The 24,125-nt window shown below is 67.1% G+C and carries 22 protein-coding genes; 7 read left to right on the top strand and 15 right to left on the bottom strand.

Translation table 11 applies throughout. The annotated features are described in order from the left end of the window. Position 1: 1 nt before the first annotated feature. The 11 genes from ACTTAG_RS07370 to ACTTAG_RS07320 all read right to left on the bottom strand — a co-directional run bounded on the left by ACTTAG_RS07370 (position 2) and on the right by ACTTAG_RS07320 (position 11,324). On the bottom strand, positions 2 to 1,171 hold the full coding sequence (locus tag ACTTAG_RS07370) for an NADH-quinone oxidoreductase subunit E (protein WP_444464862.1): 1,170 nt from the start codon (positions 1,169 to 1,171) through the stop codon (positions 2 to 4). After that, complete coding sequence (locus ACTTAG_RS07365; protein WP_444464861.1) at positions 1,171 to 2,412, bottom strand: NADH-quinone oxidoreductase subunit D; 1,242 nt, start codon at positions 2,410 to 2,412, stop codon at positions 1,171 to 1,173. Before ACTTAG_RS07365 ends, ACTTAG_RS07370 begins: the two co-directional genes overlap by 1 nt. A gap of 45 nt (positions 2,413 to 2,457) precedes the next feature. Next, entirely contained in the window at positions 2,458 to 3,057 is a 600-nt protein-coding gene (locus tag ACTTAG_RS07360; protein ID WP_444464860.1) for an NADH-quinone oxidoreductase subunit C, read from the bottom strand. Between the two features lie 11 nt (positions 3,058 to 3,068). Continuing rightward, positions 3,069 to 3,602 carry a NuoB/complex I 20 kDa subunit family protein gene (locus tag ACTTAG_RS07355; protein ID WP_444464859.1) on the bottom strand — a complete coding sequence of 178 codons (534 nt, stop codon included), beginning with the start codon at positions 3,600 to 3,602 and terminating at the stop codon, positions 3,069 to 3,071. Continuing rightward, positions 3,593 to 3,973, bottom strand: a complete 381-nt coding sequence (locus ACTTAG_RS07350; RefSeq protein WP_444464858.1) for an NADH-quinone oxidoreductase subunit A — start codon at positions 3,971 to 3,973, stop codon at positions 3,593 to 3,595. Before ACTTAG_RS07350 ends, ACTTAG_RS07355 begins: the two co-directional genes overlap by 10 nt. A 263-nt stretch (positions 3,974 to 4,236) precedes the next feature. After that, a complete protein-coding gene (locus ACTTAG_RS07345; RefSeq protein ID WP_444464857.1) occupies positions 4,237 to 5,022 on the bottom strand; it encodes a crotonase/enoyl-CoA hydratase family protein in 786 nt (261 codons plus the stop codon). Next, positions 5,015 to 5,878 (bottom strand): hydroxymethylglutaryl-CoA lyase, encoded by an 864-nt coding sequence (locus ACTTAG_RS07340; RefSeq protein ID WP_444464856.1) that lies wholly within the window; start codon positions 5,876 to 5,878, stop codon positions 5,015 to 5,017. Before ACTTAG_RS07340 ends, ACTTAG_RS07345 begins: the two co-directional genes overlap by 8 nt. Further along, a complete protein-coding gene (locus ACTTAG_RS07335) occupies positions 5,871 to 6,518 on the bottom strand; it encodes a glutathione S-transferase family protein (protein WP_444464855.1) in 648 nt (215 codons plus the stop codon). Before ACTTAG_RS07335 ends, ACTTAG_RS07340 begins: the two co-directional genes overlap by 8 nt. Beyond that, a complete protein-coding gene (locus ACTTAG_RS07330; protein ID WP_444464854.1) occupies positions 6,515 to 8,437 on the bottom strand; it encodes an ATP-binding protein in 1,923 nt (640 codons plus the stop codon). Before ACTTAG_RS07330 ends, ACTTAG_RS07335 begins: the two co-directional genes overlap by 4 nt. A 125-nt stretch (positions 8,438 to 8,562) precedes the next feature. Next, positions 8,563 to 10,167 carry a carboxyl transferase domain-containing protein gene (locus tag ACTTAG_RS07325; protein ID WP_444464853.1) on the bottom strand — a complete coding sequence of 535 codons (1,605 nt, stop codon included), beginning with the start codon at positions 10,165 to 10,167 and terminating at the stop codon, positions 8,563 to 8,565. Further along, a complete protein-coding gene (locus tag ACTTAG_RS07320; protein ID WP_444464852.1) occupies positions 10,164 to 11,324 on the bottom strand; it encodes an acyl-CoA dehydrogenase family protein in 1,161 nt (386 codons plus the stop codon). Before ACTTAG_RS07320 ends, ACTTAG_RS07325 begins: the two co-directional genes overlap by 4 nt. 214 nt (positions 11,325 to 11,538) lie before the next feature. Here ACTTAG_RS07320 and ACTTAG_RS07315 point away from each other — a divergent pair, with 214 nt between their 5' ends. Continuing rightward, the gene (locus tag ACTTAG_RS07315) at positions 11,539 to 11,793 is read left to right on the top strand and encodes a hypothetical protein (RefSeq protein WP_444464851.1); all 255 of its coding nucleotides are present in this window, start codon (positions 11,539 to 11,541) and stop codon (positions 11,791 to 11,793) included. Between the two features lie 116 nt (positions 11,794 to 11,909). On the opposite strand, the gene ACTTAG_RS07310 is transcribed toward ACTTAG_RS07315, so the two are convergent. Further along, positions 11,910 to 12,530: a response regulator transcription factor gene (locus tag ACTTAG_RS07310; RefSeq protein ID WP_444464850.1), complete on the bottom strand. Its 621-nt coding sequence runs from the start codon at positions 12,528 to 12,530 to the stop codon at positions 11,910 to 11,912. Between the two features lie 242 nt (positions 12,531 to 12,772). Here ACTTAG_RS07310 and ACTTAG_RS07305 point away from each other — a divergent pair, with 242 nt between their 5' ends. The 3 genes from ACTTAG_RS07305 to ACTTAG_RS07295 all read left to right on the top strand — a co-directional run bounded on the left by ACTTAG_RS07305 (position 12,773) and on the right by ACTTAG_RS07295 (position 16,949). Then, positions 12,773 to 13,345, top strand: coding sequence for an oxidoreductase (locus tag ACTTAG_RS07305; RefSeq protein ID WP_444464849.1), 573 nt, complete (start codon positions 12,773 to 12,775; stop codon positions 13,343 to 13,345). Positions 13,346 to 13,378: 33 nt separating this feature from the next. Then, complete coding sequence (locus ACTTAG_RS07300) at positions 13,379 to 16,054, top strand: ATP-binding protein (protein WP_444464848.1); 2,676 nt, start codon at positions 13,379 to 13,381, stop codon at positions 16,052 to 16,054. A 133-nt stretch (positions 16,055 to 16,187) separates the two neighbouring features. Then, positions 16,188 to 16,949 (top strand): hypothetical protein, encoded by a 762-nt coding sequence (locus ACTTAG_RS07295; protein ID WP_444464847.1) that lies wholly within the window; start codon positions 16,188 to 16,190, stop codon positions 16,947 to 16,949. Here ACTTAG_RS07295 and ACTTAG_RS07290 read toward each other — a convergent pair. Genes ACTTAG_RS07290 through ACTTAG_RS07280 form a run of 3 tightly spaced genes read right to left on the bottom strand, consistent with a single transcriptional unit; the run spans position 16,940 to position 20,026 of the window. Then, positions 16,940 to 18,136 carry a DegT/DnrJ/EryC1/StrS family aminotransferase gene (locus tag ACTTAG_RS07290; protein ID WP_444464846.1) on the bottom strand — a complete coding sequence of 399 codons (1,197 nt, stop codon included), beginning with the start codon at positions 18,134 to 18,136 and terminating at the stop codon, positions 16,940 to 16,942. The two genes, ACTTAG_RS07295 and ACTTAG_RS07290, sit on opposite strands and share 10 nt — an antisense overlap. Continuing rightward, positions 18,133 to 19,347, bottom strand: coding sequence for an MFS transporter (locus ACTTAG_RS07285; RefSeq protein WP_444464845.1), 1,215 nt, complete (start codon positions 19,345 to 19,347; stop codon positions 18,133 to 18,135). Before ACTTAG_RS07285 ends, ACTTAG_RS07290 begins: the two co-directional genes overlap by 4 nt. Then, positions 19,340 to 20,026 (bottom strand): HAD-IA family hydrolase, encoded by a 687-nt coding sequence (locus ACTTAG_RS07280; RefSeq protein WP_444464844.1) that lies wholly within the window; start codon positions 20,024 to 20,026, stop codon positions 19,340 to 19,342. The genes ACTTAG_RS07285 and ACTTAG_RS07280 overlap by 8 nt, the downstream gene beginning before the upstream one ends. A 93-nt stretch (positions 20,027 to 20,119) precedes the next feature. On the opposite strand from ACTTAG_RS07280, the gene glmU reads away from it, so the two are divergent. Genes glmU through ACTTAG_RS07265 form a run of 3 tightly spaced genes read left to right on the top strand, consistent with a single transcriptional unit; the run spans position 20,120 to position 24,117 of the window. Further along, entirely contained in the window at positions 20,120 to 21,466 is a 1,347-nt protein-coding gene (gene glmU / locus ACTTAG_RS07275) for a bifunctional UDP-N-acetylglucosamine diphosphorylase/glucosamine-1-phosphate N-acetyltransferase GlmU (protein WP_444464843.1), read from the top strand. Further along, positions 21,467 to 23,281: a glutamine--fructose-6-phosphate transaminase (isomerizing) gene (gene glmS, locus ACTTAG_RS07270; RefSeq protein ID WP_444464842.1), complete on the top strand. Its 1,815-nt coding sequence runs from the start codon at positions 21,467 to 21,469 to the stop codon at positions 23,279 to 23,281. Continuing rightward, on the top strand, positions 23,278 to 24,117 hold the full coding sequence (locus tag ACTTAG_RS07265) for a DNA alkylation repair protein (RefSeq protein WP_444464841.1): 840 nt from the start codon (positions 23,278 to 23,280) through the stop codon (positions 24,115 to 24,117). Before glmS ends, ACTTAG_RS07265 begins: the two co-directional genes overlap by 4 nt. Positions 24,118 to 24,125: the final 8 nt, after the last annotated feature.

Here is a 24,125-nt window from a genome sequence, read left to right as displayed (position 1 = left end):
TTCAGTAATTGTTTGTCTTCGCCCGTTCGAGGAAACGGTCAAGCCCTTCCGCGACGATGATCTGCGCCTGCGCCACCCAGCGGTCGCGGCTGACGCGGCCCGCAAAGCCCTTCAGATTGGCGTCCATCCAGGCGATTTCCGCCGCGCCCCAGGCCGCGATCTGGTCGAAATGGAAGATGCCAAGCCCGTGCAAATGCCCCTCGAGCACCGGTCCGATGCCCTCGATCTTTTGCAGATCATCGGCCTTGCCCTCGCGCGCCGCCGCCAGCGCAAGCGGTTTCTGGCCAGCGGTTTCAGCGGTTTCCGCCGCTTTCGGCGCAGCACCGGCCGCCGCCGCAGCCGGGGTTGACGTCCCCCCGGCCGAGCCCGCCGCCGCCGCCGCCTTCGCCGCCTCGGCCGCCGCCTGCTGCTGCACCGCCGAACGCGGCCGCGCCGTCATCAGACCGATCGCCGCCATCTGCCCCGAGACCTGCCATGGGGCGGAAAGCCGCACCTCGGTCCCGTCGATGCGCTTGATACCATCGCCCACCGCAACCGCCCGCGCGACGGTGCCATTGTGCGCCTCGCGCGGGCCCGGCGTCGCCATGCAGCTGGTCAGACCCGCCTGCGGCTCCGAGGAGAAGCGCCCCTTTTCCGACCCCGGCACCGGGGTCTTGCCCGCCGCCAGATCGTCGAGCAGCCGCTCCAGCCCCGCCTCGGTCAGGTCTTCGAAGTAATCCTTGCCGATCTGCGCCATCGGCGCATTGGCGCAGGCGCCGAGACATTCGACCTCTTCCCAGCTGAACTTGCCATCGGCCGACAGTTCATGCGGGTGACGCGCGATCTTGCGCTTGCAGACCGAAATCAGGTTTTCCGAGCCCATGATCATGCAGCTGGTGGTGCCGCAAACCTGGATATGCGCGACCGAGCCCGTGGGCTGCAGCTGGAACATGAAGTAGAACGACGCCACTTCCAGCACGCGGATATAGGGCATGTCGAGCAGGTCGGCGACATATTCGATCGCGGGCTTGGTCAGCCAGCCTTCCTGTTCCTGCGCGCGGAACAGCAGCGGGATCACCGCCGAGGCCTGACGGCCCTCGGGGTATTTGGTGATCTGCGCTTCCGCCCAGGCGCGGTTCGCGGGCGTAAAGGCGAAGCTCTCGGGTTGGGTGGCGTGCAAACGGCGCAGCATCAGCGGTCGATCTCCCCGAACACGACATCCATCGTGCCGATGATGGCGGAGACATCCGCCAGTTGGTGTCCCTTGGCGACGGCATCAATGCTTTGCAGATGCGCATAGCCCGGCGCGCGGATCTTGGCGCGATAGGGTTTGTTGGTGCCATCGGCGACCAGATAGACGCCGAATTCGCCCTTGGGCGCCTCGACCGCGGCGTAAACCTCGCCTGCGGGGACCTTGAAGCCCTCGGTGTAAAGCTTGAAGTGGTGGATGAGCGCCTCCATCGAGGTCTTCATCTCGGCCCGTTTCGGCGGCGTCAGCTTGCCGCGCGCAAGAATGTCGCCCTGCCCCTCGGGCGCACGCAGCTTGGCGCAGGCCTGCAGGATGATGTTCGTCGACTCGCGCATCTCGGCCATGCGGACAAGGTAGCGGTCGTAGCAGTCGCCGTTCTTGCCCACCGCAATCTTGAAGTCGAATTCGTCATAGCATTCATAGGGTTGCGCACGACGCAAATCCCAGGCCAGGCCCGAGCCGCGGACCATGACGCCCGAATAGCCCCATTTTTCGATCTCGGCTTCGGTGATGATGCAGATATCGGCGTTGCGCTGCTTGAAGATCCGGTTTTCGGTCAGCAAGCCCTCGATGTCATCGAGCACCTGCGGGAAAGCCTTGGCCCAGGTCTCGATATCGTCGATCAGATCGGGCGGCAGATCCTGATGCACCCCGCCCGGGCGGAAGTAGTTCGCGTGCAGACGCGCGCCACAGGCCCGTTCGTAGAAGATCATCAGCTTTTCGCGTTCCTCGAAGCCCCAGAGCGGCGGTGTCAGCGCGCCGACGTCCATCGCCTGCGTGGTGACGTTCAAGAGGTGGTTCAGGATGCGGCCGATTTCCGAAAACAGCACCCGGATCAGCGAGGCCCGGCGCGGCACGGTGGTCCCGGTCAGCTTCTCGATCGCCAGACACCAGGCATGTTCCTGGTTCATCGGCGCCACATAGTCGAGCCGGTCGAAATAGGGCGTGTTCTGCAGATAGGTCCGGCTTTCCATCAGCTTTTCGGTGCCGCGATGCAACAGCCCGATATGGGGATCGGCGCGTTCGACGATTTCCCCGTCCAGCTCCAGCACCATCCGCAAAACCCCGTGCGCCGCAGGGTGTTGCGGGCCGAAGTTGATGTTGAAGTTGCGGATGCTCTGCTCGCCGGTCAGCACGTCTTCCGAGCCGTCGTCGTAGCTGTTGTGCCGGATGTCGCCGTCCATGCCTCTTCCCCTTGTGCTTCTTGCCTCAGCCGTTCCGTTGCCGGATCAGCTGCGCTTCTCGTCGCCCGGAAGCACGCTTTGCGCGCCCTCCCACGGGCTGAGGAAATCGAATTGCCGGTATTCCTGCGCCAGCTTCACCGGTTCATAGACGACGCGCTTTTGCACCTCGTCATAGCGCAGCTCGAGATAGCCGGTCGTCGGGAAGTCCTTGCGCAAAGGATGGCCGCGGAAGCCGTAGTCGGTCAGCAGCCGGCGCAGGTCCGGATGGCCCGAGAACAGGATGCCGAACATGTCGAAGACTTCGCGCTCGAACCAGTTCGCCGCCGGATAGACCTCGGTGATCGAGGGGCACATCTGATCCTCGGCCACGGCCGCCTTGACGCGGATGCGCTGGTTTTTCCACATCGAGAGGAAGTGCCAGACCATTTCGAACCGCGCCGGCCGGTCCGGCCAGTCAACGGCGGTCAGATCGACCAGCGTGGTGAAGCGGCAGGCGGCATCGTCGCGCAGGAAGCGCACGAAATCCACGATCCCCTCGGGCTTGACGATCACCGTCAGCTCGCCCTGCACCACTTCGGCCGAAATCACGTCGCCCGGACGCTGTTGCGCGACATGCGCCGCGAGGTCTTGCAGCTTTTCGCTCATGCTCATCCTCCTCAGCGCACCAGGGTCCCGGTGCGGCGGATCTTGCGCTGCAGTTGCAAGATACCATACATCAGCGCCTCTGCCGAGGGCGGACAGCCGGGCACATAAATATCGACCGGCACGATGCGGTCGCAGCCGCGCACGACCGAATAGCTGTAGTGATAATAGCCGCCGCCATTGGCGCAGCTGCCCATCGAGATCACATAGCGCGGCTCGGGCATCTGGTCGTAGACCTTGCGCAGCGCCGGGGCCATCTTGTTCGTCAGCGTGCCCGCAACGATCATCACGTCCGACTGGCGCGGCGAGGCGCGCGGCGCGAAGCCGTAGCGTTCCACGTCATAGCGCGGCATCGCGGTGTGCATCATCTCGACCGCGCAGCAGGCCAGACCGAAGGTCATCCAGTGCAGCGAGCCGTTGCGCGCCCAGTTGATGATGTCTTCGGCGGTGGTCAGCAGGAAGCCCTTGTCCTGCAGATCGCGATTCAGCGCGGCCGCGGCAAGGTCCATGTCGGCGGCGGCGGTATTCGCCCCGGTCATCACGCCCATTCCAGCGCCCCCTTCTTCCATTCATAGGCAAAGCCGACGGTCAGCACGCCCAGAAACACCATCATCGACCAGAAGGCGGTCATCGACATGTCGCCAAAGGCCACCGCCCAGGGGAACAGGAACGCCACTTCAAGGTCGAAGATGATGAACAGGATCGACACCAGATAGAAGCGCACGTCGAACTTCATCCGCGCGTCGTCAAAGGCGTTGAAGCCGCATTCATAGGCGGAGACCTTTTCCGGGTCGGGATTGCGGTAAGCAATGATCGCGGCCGCGGCAATCAGGATCAGTCCAAGCCCGATCGCCATGGCCAGAAGGACGAGTATGGGAAGATATTCCCGCAACATTCCATGCGTGAGCGCGTCTTGCATCTTTTGACCCCTTTTGCCCTCGGTTGCACCTTCCCGTGCGCGGGGGCGGCAAGGGGAGGAATAGCCCTCTCCCCCCCTCCGGTCAACATCGCGAGGCCCGGATTCTGGGCTGCAAGCGCATTTTGTATACCGATGCACACCGGATTTGAGACGTTTCGCCGCTGCGACAAGGCGTTGCCGCAATGCGGCATCATGTCTCGCCCCAAGGCGGGGGCAAGGACCGGGCCGAATCGGCCAATGCGCGAAATAATATTGCGAATCTGTCAGTTCACAAGCCAGTGAGGCGCCCGCCGGTCAAAGAACGCCGCCAGACCCTCCTGCGCCTCGGCGCTTTCCCAACGCGCCACAAGCGCGGCAATCGTGCGCTCCTGCGCCTCCGAGTCGAGCCCCGGCGTCAGCGCCCGCACCAGCGCCTTCGCCTCGGCCACGGCGCCGGGCGCGCAGGCCAGATAGGGGGCGACCTCGGCCTCGATCGCGGCGTCCAGATCGGCCGCGGGAACCACCCGGGACAGCAGATTCAGCCCCACCGCTTCGGTGGCCGAAAAGAGCCGCGAGGACATGAAGACGGCGCGGGCTTTCGCCGGGCTCATCCGGGCGATGACATAGGGCGAAATGGTGGCGGGCGTCAGGCCAAGCTTCGTTTCGGTCAGGCCAAACCGCGCCTCGGGCACGGCGATTGCGACATCGCAGACCGAGATCATGCCGATGCCGCCGCCAAAGGCATTGCCGTGAATGCGCCCGATGATCGGCTTCGGGCAGTCGTTCAGCGCGGCCAGCATCGCGGCCAAGGTCCGGGCACTGGCCGCGCGGTCTTCGGGCGTGGCGGTGATATTGGCCTGCATCCAGCGCAGATCGCCACCCGCGCAGAAGCTTGCCCCTTCGGCCGCCAGAACGACGACCCGCACCGCGGGATCGGCGCCCAAGTCCCCGATGGCGCGGGTGAGGTCTGCAATCATCTGCGCATCGAGCGCATTGTGTTTGGCCGCGCGGGAAAGCCACAGCCACGCAACGCCGCGGGCATCGGTCTCGATCCGGATCGTCTCAAACATCGCGCTCCCCCTTCATCGCCCGCGCAAGCGCCGCCGCCCGGGCCAGCGCCACGGGGTCAAGCCCGGTGTCATAGCCCAGCGCCATCAGACGCGCCGCAAGCTTTTCCGTCGCCACATTCCCCGCCGCGCCGGGCGCATAGGGACAGCCGCCCAAGCCCCCCGCCGCGGCATCGAAAACCCGCAGGCCCAGCGCAAGGCTCGCTTCCACATTCTCCAGCGCCCGGCCCGCGGTGTCGTGGAAATGCCCGGCCAGCCGCTCGGGCGGCATCTCGTTCAAGACCGCTTTCAGCATCGCTGTGACGGTCTCGGGCCGCCCCTGCCCGATCGTGTCGCCAAGGCTCACCTCGTAGCAGCCCAGATCGCGCAGCGCGGCCACCACCTGCGCGACGCTCTCGGGCGCGATCGCCCCCTCGAACGGGCAATCGGTGACCATCGAGACATAGCCCCGCACCGGCAAAAGCGCCGCCTGCGCCGCCTCGACCAGCGGGGCAAAGCGATCAAGGCTCTCGGCAATCGTGCAATTCAGATTGGCGCGCGAAAACCCCTCGGAGGCCGAGGCGAAAATCGCCACCTCGTCCACCCCGGCCGCCAGCGCCGCCTCAAACCCGCGCAGATTGGGCGTCAGCGCCGCATAGCGCGTGCCCGGGTGCCGGGTGATGCCCGCCAGCACGGCGGCGCCATCGGCCATCTGCGGCACCCATTTCGGGCTGACGAACGAGGCCACCTCGATCCGGGGGAACCCCGCATCAGACAGCGCATCGACCAGCGCGATCTTGTCGGCGGTGGCGATGAAGCGGGGCTCGTTCTGCAGCCCGTCGCGGGGCGCCATTTCAACGATTTCGACGCGCTCAGCCATCGGGCAGCTCGTAAAAGTCGCGGGCATAGATCGTGGCCCCGCCGCGTTCGACGGCACGGATGTGGGCGGGCCGCGCCTGCGCCCGGGCGATCCAGGCGGCGATGGCGGGGAATTTTTCGCGCGCGACGAAGCGGAACATCGCATCCATGTTGAAGCCGAACATGCAGTCCGCGGCCGAGAAGGCCCCGAGGATCCAGTCCCGTCCGCTCAGCCGGGCTTCCAGCGCATGCAAGGTGATTTCCAGCCGCTTCGTATCGAGCCGCATCAAGGGCAGCGACCGCGCCGTGTCCGGGCGCAGGAAGATGTGGTGAATGTTGAGCGATTGCAGGATGTTGCCCTGCGTTTCGGCGAAATGCATCCATTCGAGGAAGGCGCCCCGTTCGGGGTCGCCGGGCATCGGCGCCAACCGGCCGCGGGTTTCGGTCAGATATTGCGTGATGGCGCCGGATTCGAAAATCACCCGGCCGTCGATCTCCAGCGCCGGGATGCGCCCGGCCGGGGAGAGCGCGCGGAATTCGGGGCTGCGCAGGCTGCCATCGGTCAGCGACCAGACGCGGATCTCGGCCTCTTCGCCCAGTTCTTCGAGCAGCCACAGCACCCGATGCGAGCGCGAGCCCGGGATGTGATGCAGAATCGTCATGCCGCCTCCTCCTCGGCCAGACGGATCAGCGCCGCCCCGGCCTCCACCTGATCGCCCGCGCCCGTCAGAACCTCGGCCACAAGCCCCGCCCGCGCGGCGCAAAGCGTATGTTCCATCTTCATCGCTTCCAGAACGGCCAGCCGGTCGCCCGCGGCCACCTGCGCACCGGGCGCAACGAAGACAGCCTTCACCAGACCCGGCATCGGCGCAAGCGTGAGGCCAGAGGCGGAAGCGCGGCTTTCGCGGGCCAGCGGATCGGGGCGGGCAAAGCGATGCGCGCCCTGCAGGAAGACGGTGATCTCTTCCGCGCTGACATGGATCTGCGCCCCGGTCTTGGCACCATCGACCCACCAGCCATCGGGGTGCAGCGCGCAATCGTGCTGCCCCCCGTCGATCTCGACAGTGATCCGGTTCGGGCCGGTGACCTGCAGATGGGCGGGCGGCTCGAAGGGCACGGGGCGGCGCAAGGGCGCCCAAAGGGTGAAGCCGGTGCCGGGGACCTCGTGCAGCCCCGCGGCGGCGATCACGGCGAGCGCCCGGGCGGCGGGCGGGACCGGCTGCGGGTCGGTCAGGGTCTGAAGATCGCGGGCGATCAGCCCGGTGTCGACATCGCCCGCGACAAAGCCCGGATGGCGGGCCAGCCGGGCCAGAAAGCCAAGGTTCGTCACCGTGCCCGCCACCTGCGTGGCCTCAAGCGCCCGGGCGAGCGCCGTCAGCGCGGCGGCGCGGGTCGGGCCATGGCAGATCACCTTGGCGATCATCGGATCATACCAGGGGCTGATCACATCCCCGGGCCGGACCCCGGTTTCGACGCGCAGCCCCGGCGGAAAGCGCAGATGTTTCAAGGTTCCGGTCGCGGGCAGGAACCCTGCGGGCACGTCCTCGGCGTAAAGGCGGGCCTCAAACGCATGGCCGGTGATCTGCAGATCCTCCTGCCGGGCGGGCAAGGGCTCGCCCGAGGCGACGCGCAATTGCCATTCGACCAGATCGACGCCGGTGATCGCCTCGGTCACCGGGTGTTCGACCTGCAGGCGGGTGTTCATCTCCATGAACCAGAACCGATCCGGGCGCAGCCCGTCCGAGGCATCGACAATGAATTCGACCGTGCCCGCGCCGCTATACCCGATCGCCTCGGCGGCGCGGACAGCGGCCTGCCCCATCGCGGCACGCATTTCGGCGGTCATGCCCGGGGCCGGGGCCTCCTCGATCACCTTCTGATGGCGGCGTTGCAGCGAACAATCGCGCTCATAAAGATGCACGGCGCGGGTGCCGTCGCCAAAGACCTGCACCTCGATATGACGGGGCTTTTCAACGTATTTTTCAATCAGCACGGCGGGGTTGCCGAAAGCGGTCTGCGCCTCGCCCTGCGCACTGGCAAGCGCGGCGGCGAAATCCGCGGCGCGGTCCACCCGCCGCATGCCCTTGCCGCCGCCGCCCGCAACGGCCTTGATCAGAACCGGAAAGCCCAAAGCCTCGGCCGCGCCCGCCAGATGCTCCGGGTCCTGGTTGTCGCCGTGATAGCCCGGCACGACGGGCACGCCCGCCTCTGCCATCAGCGCCTTGGCCGCATCCTTCAACCCCATCGACCGGATCGCATCGCCCGAAGGGCCGATGAAAACGAGCCCCGCCGCCTGAACGGCATCGACGAAATCGGGGTTTTCCGAGAGGAAGCCGTAGCCCGGGTGGATCGCCTGCGCCCCCGTGGCCAGCGCGGCCGCGATGATCGCATCGCCGCGCAGGTAGCTGTCGGCCGGGCGCGGGCCGCCGATATGCACGGCCTCGTCGGCCATCGCGACGTGCCGCGCGCCCGCATCGGCGTCGGAATAGACCGCGACCGTGGCGACGCCCAGACGACGGGCGGTGTCGATCACCCGGCAGGCGATCTCGCCCCGGTTGGCGATCAGGATCTTGGCGAACATGGCGGTCTCCTTCATCAACGGCGAGGGGGGGGCGCTGCCCCCCGGGCCCCCCGGGATATTTGTGGCAAGATAAAAGCCATCCCCTTTATCTTGCTGCAAATATCCCCCGCCGGAGGCATTGAAAGTTACATGCGGAAGATCCCGAAGCGCGTGGGCTCGATCGGCGCGCAAAGGCTGGCGGAGAGGCTGAGCGCCAGCACCTCGCGGGTCTTGCGCGGATCGACGATGCCGTCATCCCAAAGCCGCGCCGAGGCATAAAGCGGCTGGCTTTGCCGCTCGAACATCTCCAGCGTCGGGCGTTTGAATTCGGCTTCTTCCTCGGGCGACCAATGACCGCCCTTGCGCTCGATCCCCTCGCGCTTGACCGTGGCCAGAACGCCCGCCGCCTGTTCGCCGCCCATCACCGAGATGCGCGAATTCGGCCAGGTCCAGAGGAAGCGGGGCGAATAGGCCCGCCCCGCCATGCCGTAATTGCCCGCCCCGAACGAGCCGCCCACCAGCATCGTGATTTTCGGCACGTTTGTCGTGGCGACAGCGGTCACCATCTTGGCGCCATGCCGGGCGATGCCCTCGTTTTCATATTTGCGCCCGACCATGAAGCCGGTGACATTTTGCAGGAAAACCAAGGGGATGTTGCGCATCGAACAAAGCTCGATGAAATGCGCGGCCTTTTGCGCGGCCTCCGAGAAGATCACCCCGTTGTTGGCGATGATGCCGACCGGGCAGCCCATCACATGGGCGAAACCGGTGACGATGGTTTCACCGAAGCGCGGTTTGAATTCGTCGAAACGCGAGCCATCGACGGTGCGGGCGATCACCTCGCGGATGTCATAGGGCGTGCGCAGATCGGCGGGGACGACGCCCAGGATCTCCTCGGGGTCGTAGGCCGGGTCTTCGGGCGCCTGCCACTGCACCGTCGCGGGTTTGGCGCGGTTCAGATGGCCCACGGCCCGGCGGGCAAGCGCCAGCGCGTGGGCATCATCCTCGGCCAGATAATCGGCAACGCCCGAGAGGCGCGTGTGAACATCGCCGCCGCCCAGATCCTCGGCGCTGACGACCTCGCCCGTCGCGGCTTTCACCAAGGGCGGACCGGCCAGAAAGATCGTGCCCTGATCCTTCACGATGATCGTCACATCCGACATCGCGGGGACATAGGCGCCGCCCGCGGTGCAAGACCCCATCACGACGGCGATCTGGGGAATGCCCTTGGCCGACATCCGCGCCTGATTGTAGAAGATGCGGCCGAAATGGTCGCGGTCGGGGAAAACCTCGTCCTGATTGGGCAGGTTGGCGCCGCCACTGTCCACCAGATAGACGCAGGGCAGCGCGCAATCCTCGGCGATTTCCTGCGCGCGCAGGTGTTTCTTCACCGTCATCGGGTAATAGGTGCCGCCCTTCACGGTGGCGTCGTTCGCCACCACCATGACCTCCTGCCCGCTCACCCGGCCGATGCCGGCAATCACCCCCGCGCAAGGCGCCGCACCGTGATACATGCCATGCGCGGCGGTGGCGCCGATCTCCAGAAACGGGCTGCCCGGGTCGAGAAGCCCCGCCACCCGCTCGCGCGGGGCCATCTTGCCGCGGGCGGTGTGGCGTTTCGTGGCCTCCGGCCCGCCCCCCGCGGCGGCATGGGCGGCGGCCTCGCGCACATTGTCCAGAAGCGCCAGATGCGCGGCCCGATTGGCGCGGAAGCTTTCGGAACTGGGCAGAACGGCAGAGGTCAGCTTCATTTCGCCCCCAGCAATTCACGGCCGATCAGCATCCGGCGGATTTCGCTGGTGCCCGCGCCGATCTCCATCAGCTTGGCGTCACGGAAAAGGCGGCTTACGACCGAGTCATTCAGGAACCCGGCCCCGCCCAAGGCTTGGACCGCCTGATGCGCCTGCACCATCGCCTGTTCACTGGCGTAAAGCACGGTCGCCGCGGCATCCTGGCGCGTGACCTCGCCGCGGTCGCAGGCCTTGGCCACCTCGTAGGTATAGGCGCGGGCGGTGTTTGCGGCCACATACATGTCGGCGATCTTCGCCTGCATCAGCTGGAAATTCCCGATCGGCTGGCCGAATTGCTCGCGCGTCTGCAGGTAGGGCACGACCTCGTCCAGACAGGCCATCAGGATCCCCGTCCCGATCCCCGAGAGCACCACGCGTTCGTAATCGAGCCCCGACATCAGCACCCGCACGCCCTTGCCCTCGGCGCCGAGCACGTTTTCTGCGGGCACCTCGCAATCGTCGAAGAAAAGCTGCGCCGTGTTCGAGCCGCGCATGCCAAGCTTGTCGAAATGCGCCGAGGTCGAAAAGCCCTTCATCCCCCGCTCAACGATGAAGGCGGTGATCCCCTTCGAGCCCGCCGCCGGATCGGTCTTGGCGTAAACCACCAGCGTATCGGCGTCGCAGCCATTGGTGATCCAGTATTTGTGACCGTTGAGCACGTAAGCATCGCCGCGCTTTTCCGCCCGCAGCTTCATGCCGACGACATCCGAGCCCGCGCCCGATTCACTCATCGCCAGCGCGCCGATCTTCGCGCCGGAAACCAGATCGGGCAGGTATTTGCGTTTTTGCTCCGCCGTGCCGTTCAGCTTCAGCTGGTTGACGCACAGGTTCGAATGCGCCCCGTAAGAGAGCGAGATCGAGGCCGACACGCGCGCGATCTCCTCGGTCGCGACCACATGGGCCAGATAGCCCATGCCGGACCCGCCGTAGTCCTCGGGCACGGTGACGCCCAGAAGACCCAGCGCCCCCATCTCGGCCCAGAGCTCATTCGGGAACAGGTTGTCGCGGTCCACCGACGCCGCCATCGGCGCCAGCCGGTCGCGCGCCCAGGCCTGCACCATGTCGCGCAGCGCGCCGATGTCTTCCCCCAGATCGAACCGCATCGAGCCTGCGAACATCTTCCCCTCCCCGGTTATTGAACGCTTGTTCATTTATTCCCGTGCCGGGCGATTCCGTCAAGCCGACATGCCGCAACGTCACATCGGCCGGGCAGGCCTATCCGAAAGGAGTGTTTGCGCACTTTCGCGCGCGGGCGCTGGCCTTCCGCGCAGGCGCGATCGGCGGCGCGGCTTGGTAAAGAAATCGTCAAGGACAAAGACGGAGAGCAGCGCCATGAGCCCGATCGCCACCGCCAGTCAGCACGCCTGGATCTATGCCGTGCTGATCGAGATGAACGATTATTGCCGCAACGAGGGGCTTTCGGAGGTGTCGGCCGCCCTTGCCCGGGCGATCGAGCGGATGGAGCCGGTGGTGTTTCCGCCCCCCGCCCCGCCCACGCTGCTGCGGCCGCGCCGGATCTCGCCCTTTTCCGCGCGCGCCGAGCGCGACCGACCCGCCAAGGTGGTGCCCTTCCCCGCCCGCGGCTGACCCGACACGCCGTTCCGCGCCGGACCCGGCTGGCGGAACGGCACGCCGCCGACCCACTCGATCCGGCGGCGAAAGGCGGTGCTTCGGCACCGCCTTTGCCATCCCTCCGGGGCGGCTCAGAACCAGCCGTTCTCGCGCGCGATCATCGCCGCATGGGTGCGGTTGCGCGCCCCGATCTTGCGCGTCAGCGTGCGCACATGCAGCTTCACCGTGACCTCCTGCAGGTCCATGTCGCGGGCGATTTCCTTGTTCGTGCGCCCCGCGCAGATGCCGCGCAGCACCTCGGTTTCGCGCGCCGAAAGTCCGCCCAGCACCGGCGGGTCCTCTTGTTTGAGAAAGTCGAAGGGCGCAAAGACCGAGCCCGAGGCCATCAGCGTCACCGCCCCGATGATCGAGCGCGCGGGCATCGCCTTCGGCACGAAGCCGATCGCCCCGGCATCCAGCGCCTCGCGCGCGGCCGAGGGACGGGCAACGCCCGAGATCAGCGCCACCGCCTGCGCCGGAAAGGCCCGTTTCATCTGCAACAGGCCTTCAAGCCCGTCCATGCCCGGCATGTCGTAATCGAGCAGCACCAGATCGAAGCGCCCCGCCGCCTGCCCGGCCGCCTGCACTTCCGCCAGCGCCTCGGGCAGGGTGCCCGCCACGGCGACCTCCTCGCAGCCGCCCGCCCGCAACAGCGCCGCAATCGCGTCGCGCACCAGGTCATGATCGTCGGCAATCAGCAGTTTCACCTTCACCTCCGAAAATCTCGACCCGAGAGTGTTATGCCGGGGATGCGGAAAGGTAATGTTAAAGAAACCGGGCTATTTCAAGACCGCAACGGGAAGTTTCGGATGCGCTGTCCCAAAGCGCCGCCACACCCACCGTTTCGAAGGGCCTCGCTATCCTTTCGGATAGGATAACATACTTAATTCCGCATGGTTTGACCGGATGACCATGCGACAATCCCGCGATCTGCATGATCCAACGGGGGAACGACATGCGTAGCACCACCCGGGCGGCTCCGGCCGCCCTGATCCTGAGCCTGTCCCTGCTTGCCGTCGCAGGCCCCGCCCTGCGCCCGCAGGGGGCATGGGCAGAGCCTGTCCCGGCCACGGGCGCCACGGTGACGACGCTTGCGCCCCCGACGGAAAAGGTGGTGCTGACGGTCACGGGCCGGATCGGCGTCACCAACGCCCCCGGCGCGGCCCGGTTCGACGCCGCCATGCTGGCGGCGCTGCCGCGCCACAGTTTCCGCACTTCGACGATCTGGACCGGGGGGGTGGAGACCTTTTCGGGCGTCGAATTGCAGACGCTGCTTGACCGTCTGGGGGTGTCCGACGGCACGCTGAAGATCACCGCGATCAACGAATATTCCGTGCAGATCCCGGTGGCGGAGGTGCAGGCGGGCGGGGCGCTCCTTGCCGACCTGCGCGACGGCAAGCCGATGGCGGTGCGCGACAAGGGGCCGATCTGGCTGGTATACCCCTATGATTCCGATGCGGAATTCAGAAACGAAGTCATCTATTCCCGGTCCGTCTGGCAGGTCGACCGGGTCGAGGTCCTGCCGTAACCCGGGCCCTGCCCCCCATTGCGCAACGGTTTCATGTCCGACAGTTCAGCCTTGTTGCAAGACCCCCGCCAACGCCTGCGCCCGTTCCTGTTCGCGGGACTGGTCGTGGTGTTTCTGGGCGCGGTGGCGGCACTTTACCGTTATGGCGCGATGGTGCAGTCGGAAATCGACAATCTCGCCATCGCCAATTCGGACAGCCTGCAATGGACGCTCGCCCAGCTCGAGGTCGAGTATTTCCACATGGACGGGGCGCTGCTGCGCGCCACCGCGGAGAACCCCGCCAGCCTGGCGGAATTTTCGCGCAGTTTCGACATTTTCTACAGCCGCGTGCACACGATCATGGAGGGGCGCGGCTTTGCCGCGATCATGACGCCCGAGGTGGCCGCGGCCGAAATCGGCCATATCGACGCCTTCCTGCAACGGACCGCGACCCTGGTCGATGGCGGGCCCGAGGCGCTGGGACCGGCGCTGCCGGCGCTGCGCGACAGTGCCGCGACGCTTGAAGACGATGTGCGGACGGTCTCGCTCGAAGGCGTGCGCGAATTCGCCAAACATGCCAAGGAGCAGCGCGAACGGGTGTTTTCCTCGCTGATGCTGCTCGCCTCGCTGACCACCGCGCTGCTGGCGGCGGTGACCGCGGGGCTGGTGATCACCTGGTCGCTGTGGCGTTTCGGCATGCGCCAGACCGGGTCGCTGACCGCGGCGAAGGCCCGGCTTGAAGCGGTGATCGGCACCTCTTTCGATGCGGTGATCGTGGTCGATCACGAGGGCAAGGTGCTGGAATTCAACGGCGCGGCGGAAAAGGTCTTCGGCTACAGCCGCGAGGAGGCGATCGGGCAGCATCTGAACGACCTGATCGTGCCCGATCACATGAAGACGGCCAAGGTGGCGGGATTCAAGCGCTACCGCGGCGGCGGCGTGCCGCGGATCGCCGGGCATGGGCTGATCGGGCTGCAGGCGCGGCGCAAGGATGGCTCGGTCTTTCCGGCCGAAATTTCGGTGACCGCGACCCGGATCGGCCGCAAGGAAATCTTCGTCGGCTACATGCGCGACATCACCGACCGCGTCGCCGCGGAAAAGGAGTTGATCGACGCGCGCGATGCCGCGATGGCGGGCGAACAGGCGCAGGCCGAATTCGTCGCGGTGATGAGCCACGAGATGCGCACCCCGCTGAACGGGGTGCTGGGCACGCTGGAACTGTTGCGCGAAACCCCGCTGGATGCGGAGCAGACCGCCCTTGTCGCCTCGATGCAGAAGGCGGGCGAAATCCTTTTGTCCCATGTCAACAACACGCTCGATGTCGAACGGCTTGACGCGGGCAAGCTGTCGCTGACGCGCGAGCCCTTTGCGCCGATGTCGGTGATCGAGGAGATCGTGCAGATGCAGGCGGGGGCGGCGGCGGCGCGCGGCAACCGGCTGATCGCCCGCAGCGCGGGGCGGCTGCCCGAGGCGGTCGAAGGCGATGCGATGCGGATCCGGCAGGTTTTGCTCAACCTTGTCGGCAATGCGATCAAATTCACCCGCGACGGCACGATCACCCTTGAAGCGGAATACCACCGCGATCAGGGCCAGCTCGAATACCGGGTGATCGACACCGGCATCGGCATCCCCGCGGCCGAGACCGAGCGGATCTTCGACGATTTCGTCACGCTTGACCCCGAACTCTCGCGCGAGGCGACGGGATCGGGGCTGGGCCTGTCGATCGCGCGGCGGCTGATGCGGGCGATGCGCGGCCAGATCGGGGTGGAAAGCGACCCGGGTCAGGGCTCGGCCTTCTGGATCACCCTGCCCGCCCCGGTGGTGCTGAGCCTGCCCGAGGCCAAGGCGACCGCGCCCGCCGCCCTCGCCCGCGCCCCCGTCCGGGCCGCGACCGTCCCGCTGCCCTGCAGCGCCGAGGGTGGGGCGCCGACGCGGCTGCCGGTGGCGATCGACGCGCTGGTGGTGGAGGACAACGACATCAACCGCGTCGTCCTGTGCGAGATGCTGCGGCGCGCCGGGCACAGTTTCGACGAGGCCCGCGACGGGGTCGAGGCGGTCGAAACCGCGGCGATGCGGCCTTATGACGTGATCTTGATCGACCTGAACATGCCGCGGATGAATGGCGTCGACGCGACCGAGGCGATCCGCGCGGGCAGCGGCCCGAACTGCGACACGCCGATCATCGCGGTGACCGCGAATGTCCTGCCCGAAGCGCGCAGCCGGCTGGAGGCGGCCGGGGTCTGCCGGGTGATCTCGAAGCCGATCACCCGCAAGCTGCTGGATCAGGTTCTGGCCGAGGAGCTGTGCCCCCGGCTGCACCAGCGCATCGCCCTTTCCGAGGCCGGACCGCCAACCGACCCCGAGACGGTGCCGCTGCTGGCGGCGGACATCCGCGAAGAGCTGGCGCAATCGCTCGGCCCGGAAATGATGACGCAGATGCTGCAGCGCTTTCTGGACGAGGGCGACACGATGATCGCCGCGCTGACCCCCGCGGCGGCACGGGAAACCCCGGCCGAAACCGCGGCGCTGGCGCATAAATTCGCCGGCTCTGCCGCGCTGCTCGGGGCGGAACGGCTGCATCGGGTGCTGAAGGACCTGGACCTTTCGCTGCGGGAGGCCGAGCCCGGAACCTCACCCGGGGGCGCGGCCGAGGCCGCGCTGGCGGCGCTGGCGCCGATCTGGGCCCAGACCCGCGCGGGCCTGGCCGCCGTTCCGGCGCCGCAGCCCTGACCCTTTGCTCCGGTGCCGCACCGATCCGCTCTGCAGCCTATCCTTTCGCGCCCGGCGTCATCCCTCCGACACATTGCCCGGCTTCCCTAACGACAATTAACCTTTCACTCAGGTTAAGGACAGGGAGGCCAAAATGGTCTGGACGCATATCCCATCGCAGCCCGTGCCGCAGGCGCCCGCTTTCGGGCCGTGGCTGGGCCGGATCCTGGCGCGGATGCGCGCGGCGCTGGCCCCCGGGGCGGAGCGGGCGACGGATCAGGCGCCGGGCTGGCCCGCCGCGGTGATCGCCGCCGCAGAGCAGCCCGTGCCGACGGGCCCGCAAACGCCCGGGATCACCGTCGCCCGGATCGGCCGCGCCGCACCGCTGGCACATGGGGCGGCCGCCGCGCAGCCCGCTGCGATCCGCCCCGAACCGCTGAAGACCGCCGCCCCGGTCGCCGCCGCCGCCGCGGCGGGGCCGACCCGCTTTCACAGCCTCGACGAGGAGGCGATCTCGGTCGTCTATGTGCTGTCGCATCGCAGCGGCCCCGGGCTTGCCTGTCTCGACTGGCTGGCCGATCACGGCCTGCCCTTCCGCCGCATCGGCGCGCTGCATCCGACGGCGCCGGTCTGGTCGGCACCGCAGGGCGCGGCGCTGCTGGTCGATCTCGACACGCTGGGCGGGATTTCGGAAATGGCCGAACCGCTGATGCGGCTGCGGCTCAATCGCCCCGACATTGCGGTGGTGCTGCTGAGCGAAGAGGTCGAGAGCCACGATTTCGGCACCGAGCGGCTGGTGCTGGCCGATATCACGCTGCGCCTGCCCTGCGCTTTTGCCAGTTTCGAATTCGCGCTGGCCGAGGCGCCGATCAACAATGCCGCCTGGCAGGAGCGGCTTCTGGGCGATCACGCCTGAGCGCGGCGGATTTCGTCATCAAGGATACGGGCAATCAGCGCCGCATCGGCCTCGCAGAAGGTCAGCGGCAACCGCAGATCGAGCAGCCCGGCCAGCACCGCATCGGTGCGCGGCAGCGCCTGCGCGGGGGCAAAGCGCCAGCTTTGATGGCGCGAGGTGAAGGCGACGGGCTCGGCGGCCCCGAACCATTTCAGCTCCACCCCCCGCGCGGCGCAAGTCTTGACGAGTGACTGGATGCGATCCCCCGCCCAACCGGGCAAAAGGAACTGGAAGGACGAGCCGACAAAGGCTTCGGCCTGGGGTCGGGCGATCAGCCGCAGCCCCGGCGTGGCAGAAAGCCCCGCCTCCAGCGCCCGGTAAAGCGCGTTCCAGCGCCCGATCCGGTCGGGCAGCACCGGGATCTGCGGCCGCAAGATCGCCGCGCGCAGATTGTCCATCCGCCCCGAGACATTGGGCATGTCGTATTTCAGGCCCTCGAAAACCTCGGGCGGGGGGGCCGCCGCGTGCCGGGGGTAAAGCATGTAAGAGCCCGAGAGCAGGATCATTTTCGCCATCAAGACCGGATCGTCGGAAATGATCAGCCCGCCCTCGCCCGAATTCATGTGCTTGTAGGTCTGCGTCGAATAGCAGCCCACCGCCCCATGCCGCCCCGAGGGCAGGCCGCGCCAGCTTGCCCCCATCGTATGGGCGCAATCCTCGATCACCAGCAGCCCGGCGGCGGTGGCAATCTCCATCAGCCGGTCCATGTCGCAGATATGGCCGCGCATGTGGGACAGAAGCAGCACCCGCGCGCCCGCGGTTTTCGCTTTCGCTTCAAGGTCTTGCAGGTCGATCACCAGATCCTCGGTGACCTCCACGAAGACCGGCTCGGCGCCGAGCGCGGCAATCGCCCCGGGCACCGGCGCGAGCGTGAAGGCATTCGTCAACACCCGATCCCCCGGGCCAACCCCCGCGGCGCGCAAGGCGCAGCCCATCGCATAGCCGCCCGAGGCGACGGCGAGGCAATATTTCGCCCCGGTGAAAGCGGCGAATTCGACTTCCAGCGCCGCGGTCTCGCCGATCTCGCCCGCGGCCACGTTGTATCGGTGCAGCCGCCCCGATCGCAGCACCGCCACCGCGGCCGTAATCGCCGCCTCGTCTATCGGTTCCTGCTGGGTGAAATTGCCGGTGAAGACCGTGTCCGTCATGTCTCTTTCCTGCGCATCAGCATCGCGAAGGGCACCGCCAGCACCAGGGCCGCGGTGAAATAGGCGGCGTCGGGGCTTTGCACCGGGGCCGCGTCGGACAGGAAATAGCCGAAGACCTGGGCGAAGAACAGGGTCCCCGCCAGCATCATCAGATTGGTGACCGCGCCCAGCCCGCCCTGCAGCGCGCCCTGTTCGGTTTCGGGCACCCGCGCCGACATCATCGCGGTCAGCGCCGGTTGCGCGAAACCCTCGGGGCCGTGGAAGATCAACAGCACGACGACACCGACGATCCCGGGCACAAGGCCGTAACCGGCGGCGGCCAGACCGGCGATGGCAAGGCCCAAAAGCGCCGCCCGCCGCTCGCCGATGCGCGCCACCACGGGGCCGGTGAAAAGCCCCTGAAACAGCGCCCAGACGATGCCGAAAGCCGCCAGCGAGACGCCGATGGTCAGTTCGGACCAGCCGAATTTCGCGATCCCCCAATAGGACCAGACCGCCGGATAGACCGCCGAGCCAAAGAAATAGAGCCCGTAGATCGCGACAAGCGGCAGCACCCCCTTGTGGCGGCGAAAGACGGTCAGGATGCCGAAGGGGTTCGCCTCGCGCCAGACCACGGCGCGGCGGTGTTCGGGCGCCAGCGTTTCCGGCAAGGCCCTGAGCCCCCAGAGTAAATTGAGCGCCGCGAGCGCCGCGGCGGCCCAGAACGGCACCCGCGGCCCAAAGGCACCCAGAAGCCCGCCAAGCGCCGGGCCGAGCACGAAGCCCAGCCCCAAAGCCGCGCCAAGCCAGCCAAAGGCGCGGGCGCGGTCCTCGGGCGCGGTGAAATCGGCGATATAGGCATTGGCGATGCCCTGCGTCGCGCCGCAGATCCCCGCCACGATCCGCGCAAGGAAAAGCCACAGAAGCGAGGGCGCCAGCGCGCACAGCACATAATCGACGCAAAGCCCGGCCAGCGAGACAAGCAGCAGCGGGCGCCGTCCGAAACGGTCGGAAAGCGCCCCCAGAAGCGGCGCCGTCAGGAACAGCGCCAGCGAATAGACCGCATAAAGCCAGCCCCCCACCTGCGCCGCATCCTGCAGTTGCAGCCCGCCCACATCTTCGATCAGCGTCGGCAGGACCGGCAGGATCAGCCCGAGCCCCGCCATGTCGAAAAAGACGACGATCAGGATGAAGACAGTCGCACGGCGGGGGTTTGGCAGCGGCTCAGCCATGGCGCGGCAGGAATTTCGCCACGCAGGGCGACAGATCGGCGAAGCTCTCCAGCAGCGCCTCGGGGGAAAGGCGCTCGATCGCCCGGCCCTCGGGCCCGAAAGCGACAAGCAGGCAGGGCACCCCCGCCGCCCGCGCCGTTTCGCGGTCGGTCACGGTGTCGCCCACCAGAAGCGACCGCGCGACAGTGCCGCCCGCCCGCGCCACCGCGGCGTGATAGGGCGCGGGATCGGGCTTGCGCGTGGGCAGCGTGTCGGCGCCCACCAGCGCATCGAACAGCGAGGCGATCCCCAAGGCATCGAGCAGCTGCACCGCCAGCGCCTCGGGCTTGTTGGTGCAGATCGCGGTGCGATACCCGGCCGCCCGCAGCGTTGCCACCGCCCCCGCGGCGCCGGAATAAAGCCTTGTTTGCACACAGATATTTTCGCCGTAATGCAGAAGCAGGCGAAAGTAATCCTCGGCCACCAGCGGGGCGGGATCGGGCGTGCCCAGCCGCGCATGACCCAATGCCAGCATCGCCCGCCCACCCTGAAAGGCCGTCGCCGCATCGGCGACCGGGTCCAGCAATGCGCCCAGCCCCCGGGCGACAAAACAGGCATTCGCCGCCGCGATCAGATCGGCCGAGGTATCGGCGAGCGTGCCGTCCAGATCGAAAACCACCGTGCCCGCGCTCGTCGTCACTGTTACGCCCCCGAAAGATTGCGTGATCCTCGCCCTCTTGCAGCGAGATATGGTATCGGTAAAACAGGCGAGAGCAGAAGAAAAGGCGTTCTCATGGCCATTGCCCTTATCGTTCTTGCCGCAGGGCAAGGCACCCGGATGAATTCAGACCTGCCGAAAGTGCTGCACCGGCTGGGCGGCGCGCCGCTTCTGGCCCATGCTTTGGCGGCGGGGCAACGGCTGGACCCCGAACGGGTGGTCGTCGTCGTCGGTCACGGCGCCGATCTGGTCGAAAAGGCCGCGCGCAAGATCGAACCCGAGGCCGAGATCGCGCTGCAGGCCGAGCAGCTGGGCACCGGCCATGCCGTGGCGCAGGCGCTGCTGCAGATCCCCACCTTCGAGGGCAAGGTGGTGGTGCTTTACGGCGACACCCCCTTCATTGCGCCCGAAACGCTGGAACGGCTGGTCGACAGCACCGCCGATGTCGTCGTTCTGGGGTTCGAGGCCGCCGATCCGGGCCGCTACGGGCGGCTGATCGCTGTGGGCGACCGGCTGGAAAGGATCGTCGAATACAAGGATGCGACGGATAAGGAACGCGCGATAACCCTTTGCAATTCCGGGGTAATCTGCTGCGATGCCTCGCTTTTGGCGATCTTGGTGCGGGGGCTGAAGAACGACAATGCGGCAGGCGAATATTATCTGACCGATATCGTCGCCGCCGCCCGCGCGAAAGGCTGCGTGGCCGAGGTGGTGCGCTGCGACGAGGCCGAGACGCTGGGCATCAACACCCGCGCCGAACTCGCCGCCGCCGAGGCCGCCTTTCAGGCCCGCGCCCGCGCCGAGGCGCTGGACAACGGCGTGACGATGGTGGACCCGTCCACGGTCTATTTCGCGCTGAACACCTGCATTGGCCGCGATGTCGTGCTGGGGCCGAACATCGTCTTCGGGCCGGGCGTCACCATCGAAAGCGGCGCCACCATCGAGGCCTTTTGCCATCTGGAAGACTGCCACATCTCGCGCGGGGCCACGGTGGGCCCCTTTGCGCGGCTGCGCGGCGGGGCGGAACTGGCCGAGGATGTGCATATCGGCAATTTCGTCGAAGTGAAGAACGCGATTCTGGGCGAAGGCGTCAAGGCCGGGCATCTGACCTATCTGGGCGATGCCGATGTGGGCGAATTCACCAATATCGGCGCGGGCACGATCACCTGCAATTATGACGGCGTCTTCAAGCACCGCACCACCATCGGCGCCAATGCTTTCATCGGCTCGGATACGATGCTGGTGGCGCCGGTCACGGTGGGCGATGGTGCGCTGACGGGCTCGGGCTCGACGATCACCGAGGATGTGCCGCCGGGCGCCATCGCGCTGGGGCGCGCGAAGCAGGTGACGAAACCGGGGCTGGCGGTGAAGCTCTTCGAAATCTTGCGCGCGAAGAAGGCCGCGCAGAAGAAAGGCGCGTAAATGTGCGGAATCATTGGCGTTCTGGGCAATCATGAGGTCGCGCCGCTGCTGGTCGAAAGCCTGAAGCGGCTGGAATATCGCGGCTATGACTCGGCGGGTATCGCCACGGTGAACGGGGGCGTTCTGGATCGGCGCCGCGCCGTGGGCAAGCTGGTTAACCTGTCCGACCTGCTGGTGCATGAACCGCTCGCGGGAAAGGCGGGCATCGGGCATACCCGCTGGGCGACGCATGGGGCGGCCACCACGGTCAATGCGCATCCGCATCGCTCGGGGCCGGTGGCGGTGGTGCATAACGGCATCATCGAGAATTTCCGCGAGCTGCGCGCCGAACTGGCCGAAGCCGGGATCGCGCCCGAGACCCAGACCGATACCGAGACCGTCGCGCTGATGACGCGGCTCTTCATGGATCGCGGCCTGCCCCCGCGCGAGGCGGCGGTGGCGACGCTGCAAAAACTCGAAGGCGCCTTTGCGCTGTTGTGGCTGTTCGAAGGCGAGGATGATCTGATGATCGCCGCGCGCAAGGGCTCACCGCTCGCCATCGGGCACGGCACGGGCGAGATGTTCGTGGGCTCGGATGCCATCGCGCTTTCGCCCTTCAGCGACCGCATCACCTATCTGGCCGAGGGCGATCATGCCTTTGTCACCCGCGCCGGGGTCGAGATTTTCGACGCTGAGGGGCGGCGGGCGAACCGCGAAGAAACCCGGATCGACCTTTCGGCGACCCGCGTCGAAAAGGCCGGCTACAAGCATTTCATGGCCAAGGAAATCGCCGAACAGCCGGTGGTGCTGGGCGATGCTTTGCGCCATTATCTGACGGCCGAGGGGGTCAACCTTCCGGCGGAGCTGGATTTTTCCGCGCTTGACCGGCTGACGCTCGTTGCCTGCGGCACGGCCTTTTACGCCTGTTCGGTGGCGAAATACTGGTTCGAGCAACTGGCGGGCCTGCCCTGCGAAATCGACGTGGCCTCTGAATTCCGCTACCGCGAGCCGCCGCTGCCCGAAAACAGCTTCGCGATCTTCGTCAGCCAATCGGGCGAGACCGCCGACACCCTTGCCGCGCTGCGCTACTGCGCGGAAAAGGTTCAAAAAACCGTCGCCGTGGTGAACGTGCCCTCCTCCTCGATCGCGCGCGAGGCCGATCTGGCCTTGCCGATCCTTGCGGGCGTCGAAGTGGGCGTGGCCTCGACCAAGGCTTTCACCTGTCAGCTGCTGGTGCTGGCGGTGATGGCGCTGAAAGCCGGGATCGACCGTGGCCGGATCGCCCCCGATCAGCTGCAGGGGCATCTGGACACTTTGCGGTCGCTGCCGGGGCTGATGAATGCCGCGCTGGCGACTTCGGAGGAGATCGCGACACTGGCCGAACGTCTGGCCGAGGCGCAGGACATCCTCTTCCTCGGGCGCGGGCCGATGTATCCGCTGGCGCTGGAAGGGGCGCTGAAGCTCAAGGAAATCAGCTACATCCACGCCGAGGGCTATGCCTCGGGCGAGCTCAAGCACGGGCCGATCGCACTGATTGACCGGATGGTGCCGGTGATCGTTCTCGCCCCGCATGACCGGCTCTTCGACAAGACCGTGTCGAACATGCAAGAGGTGATGGCCCGGCATGGCAAGGTGCTTTTGATCACCGACAGCAAGGGCATTGCGACCGCGGCCGAGGGCACCTGGGCCAGCCTGCGCCTGCCCGAAGTGGCCGAGCCCTTCGCGCCGATCCTTTACGCCCTGCCCGCGCAGCTTCTGGCCTATCACACCGCCATCGCCAAGGGGACGGATGTCGATCAGCCGCGCAATCTGGCGAAATCCGTGACGGTGGAGTGATGGCAAGGAAGCGCCGCGGCAAGGTGATCGTGGCCGAGGACCGGCCGCTCACCGAAGAAGAAGCGGCGCTGGCCGCCGAGGCCGCCGCCTATGCCGCCTCGGATGCGGCTTATACGCAATACGAGGAAGACCCCGGGGCCGAGGACTTTGGCCCGCCCCCCACGCTGGCCGAGGCGATTGCCGCGCTGGAAGCCTGTGGCGACGCGGAAAAAGCTGCGGGGGCAGCGGCTTATCACAAGGTGGACCGGCGCTATCTGGGCGTTCCGGTGCCCTTGATCGAGGATATGGCGCGGCTCTGGCGGGCGCAGACGACGCTTGAGGAGCGCATCGCGCTGGCCGATGGTCTTTGGCACAGCGACATCCACGAAGCCAAGATCGCGGCGGCGAAACTGCTGACGCAGGCGCGCATCCGCCCCGATGACGCGGTCTGGCGCACCATCGCCGCCTGGGTGCCGGGCTTCGACGCCTGGGCCGTGGCCGATCACGCCTGCAATGCGGGCGGGCGGCGGCTGATCGGCGCCCCGGAACGGCTCGACGAGATCGAGACCTGGCTGGACAGCGACACCATGTGGGCCCGCCGCGCCGCGCTGGTGATCACCCTGCCCTTCACGAAATCGAACCACCCCTCGGAGGAAGAACGCGCGGCCCGCGCCCGCGTCCTTGGCTGGTGTGTCCGTCTGGCGCCAGACCGCGACTGGTTCATCCAGAAAGCCATCGCCTGGTGGCTGCGCGAGCTGTCGAAACACGACGCCGCGGCGGTCGCGGACTGGCTGGCCGAGAACGGCGCCAGCCTCAAGCCCTTCGCCCGCAAGGAAGCCTCGAAATACCTGAAATAGCCTCGGCT

Source organism: Rhodobacter capsulatus (genome assembly GCF_052363185.1).
In the GTDB taxonomy this organism is placed as follows: Bacteria; Pseudomonadota; Alphaproteobacteria; order Rhodobacterales; family Rhodobacteraceae; genus Rhodobacter; species Rhodobacter capsulatus_E.
Note: the sequence above shows the minus strand (reverse complement) of the source record. Positions and strands in the feature narration are given on the sequence as shown.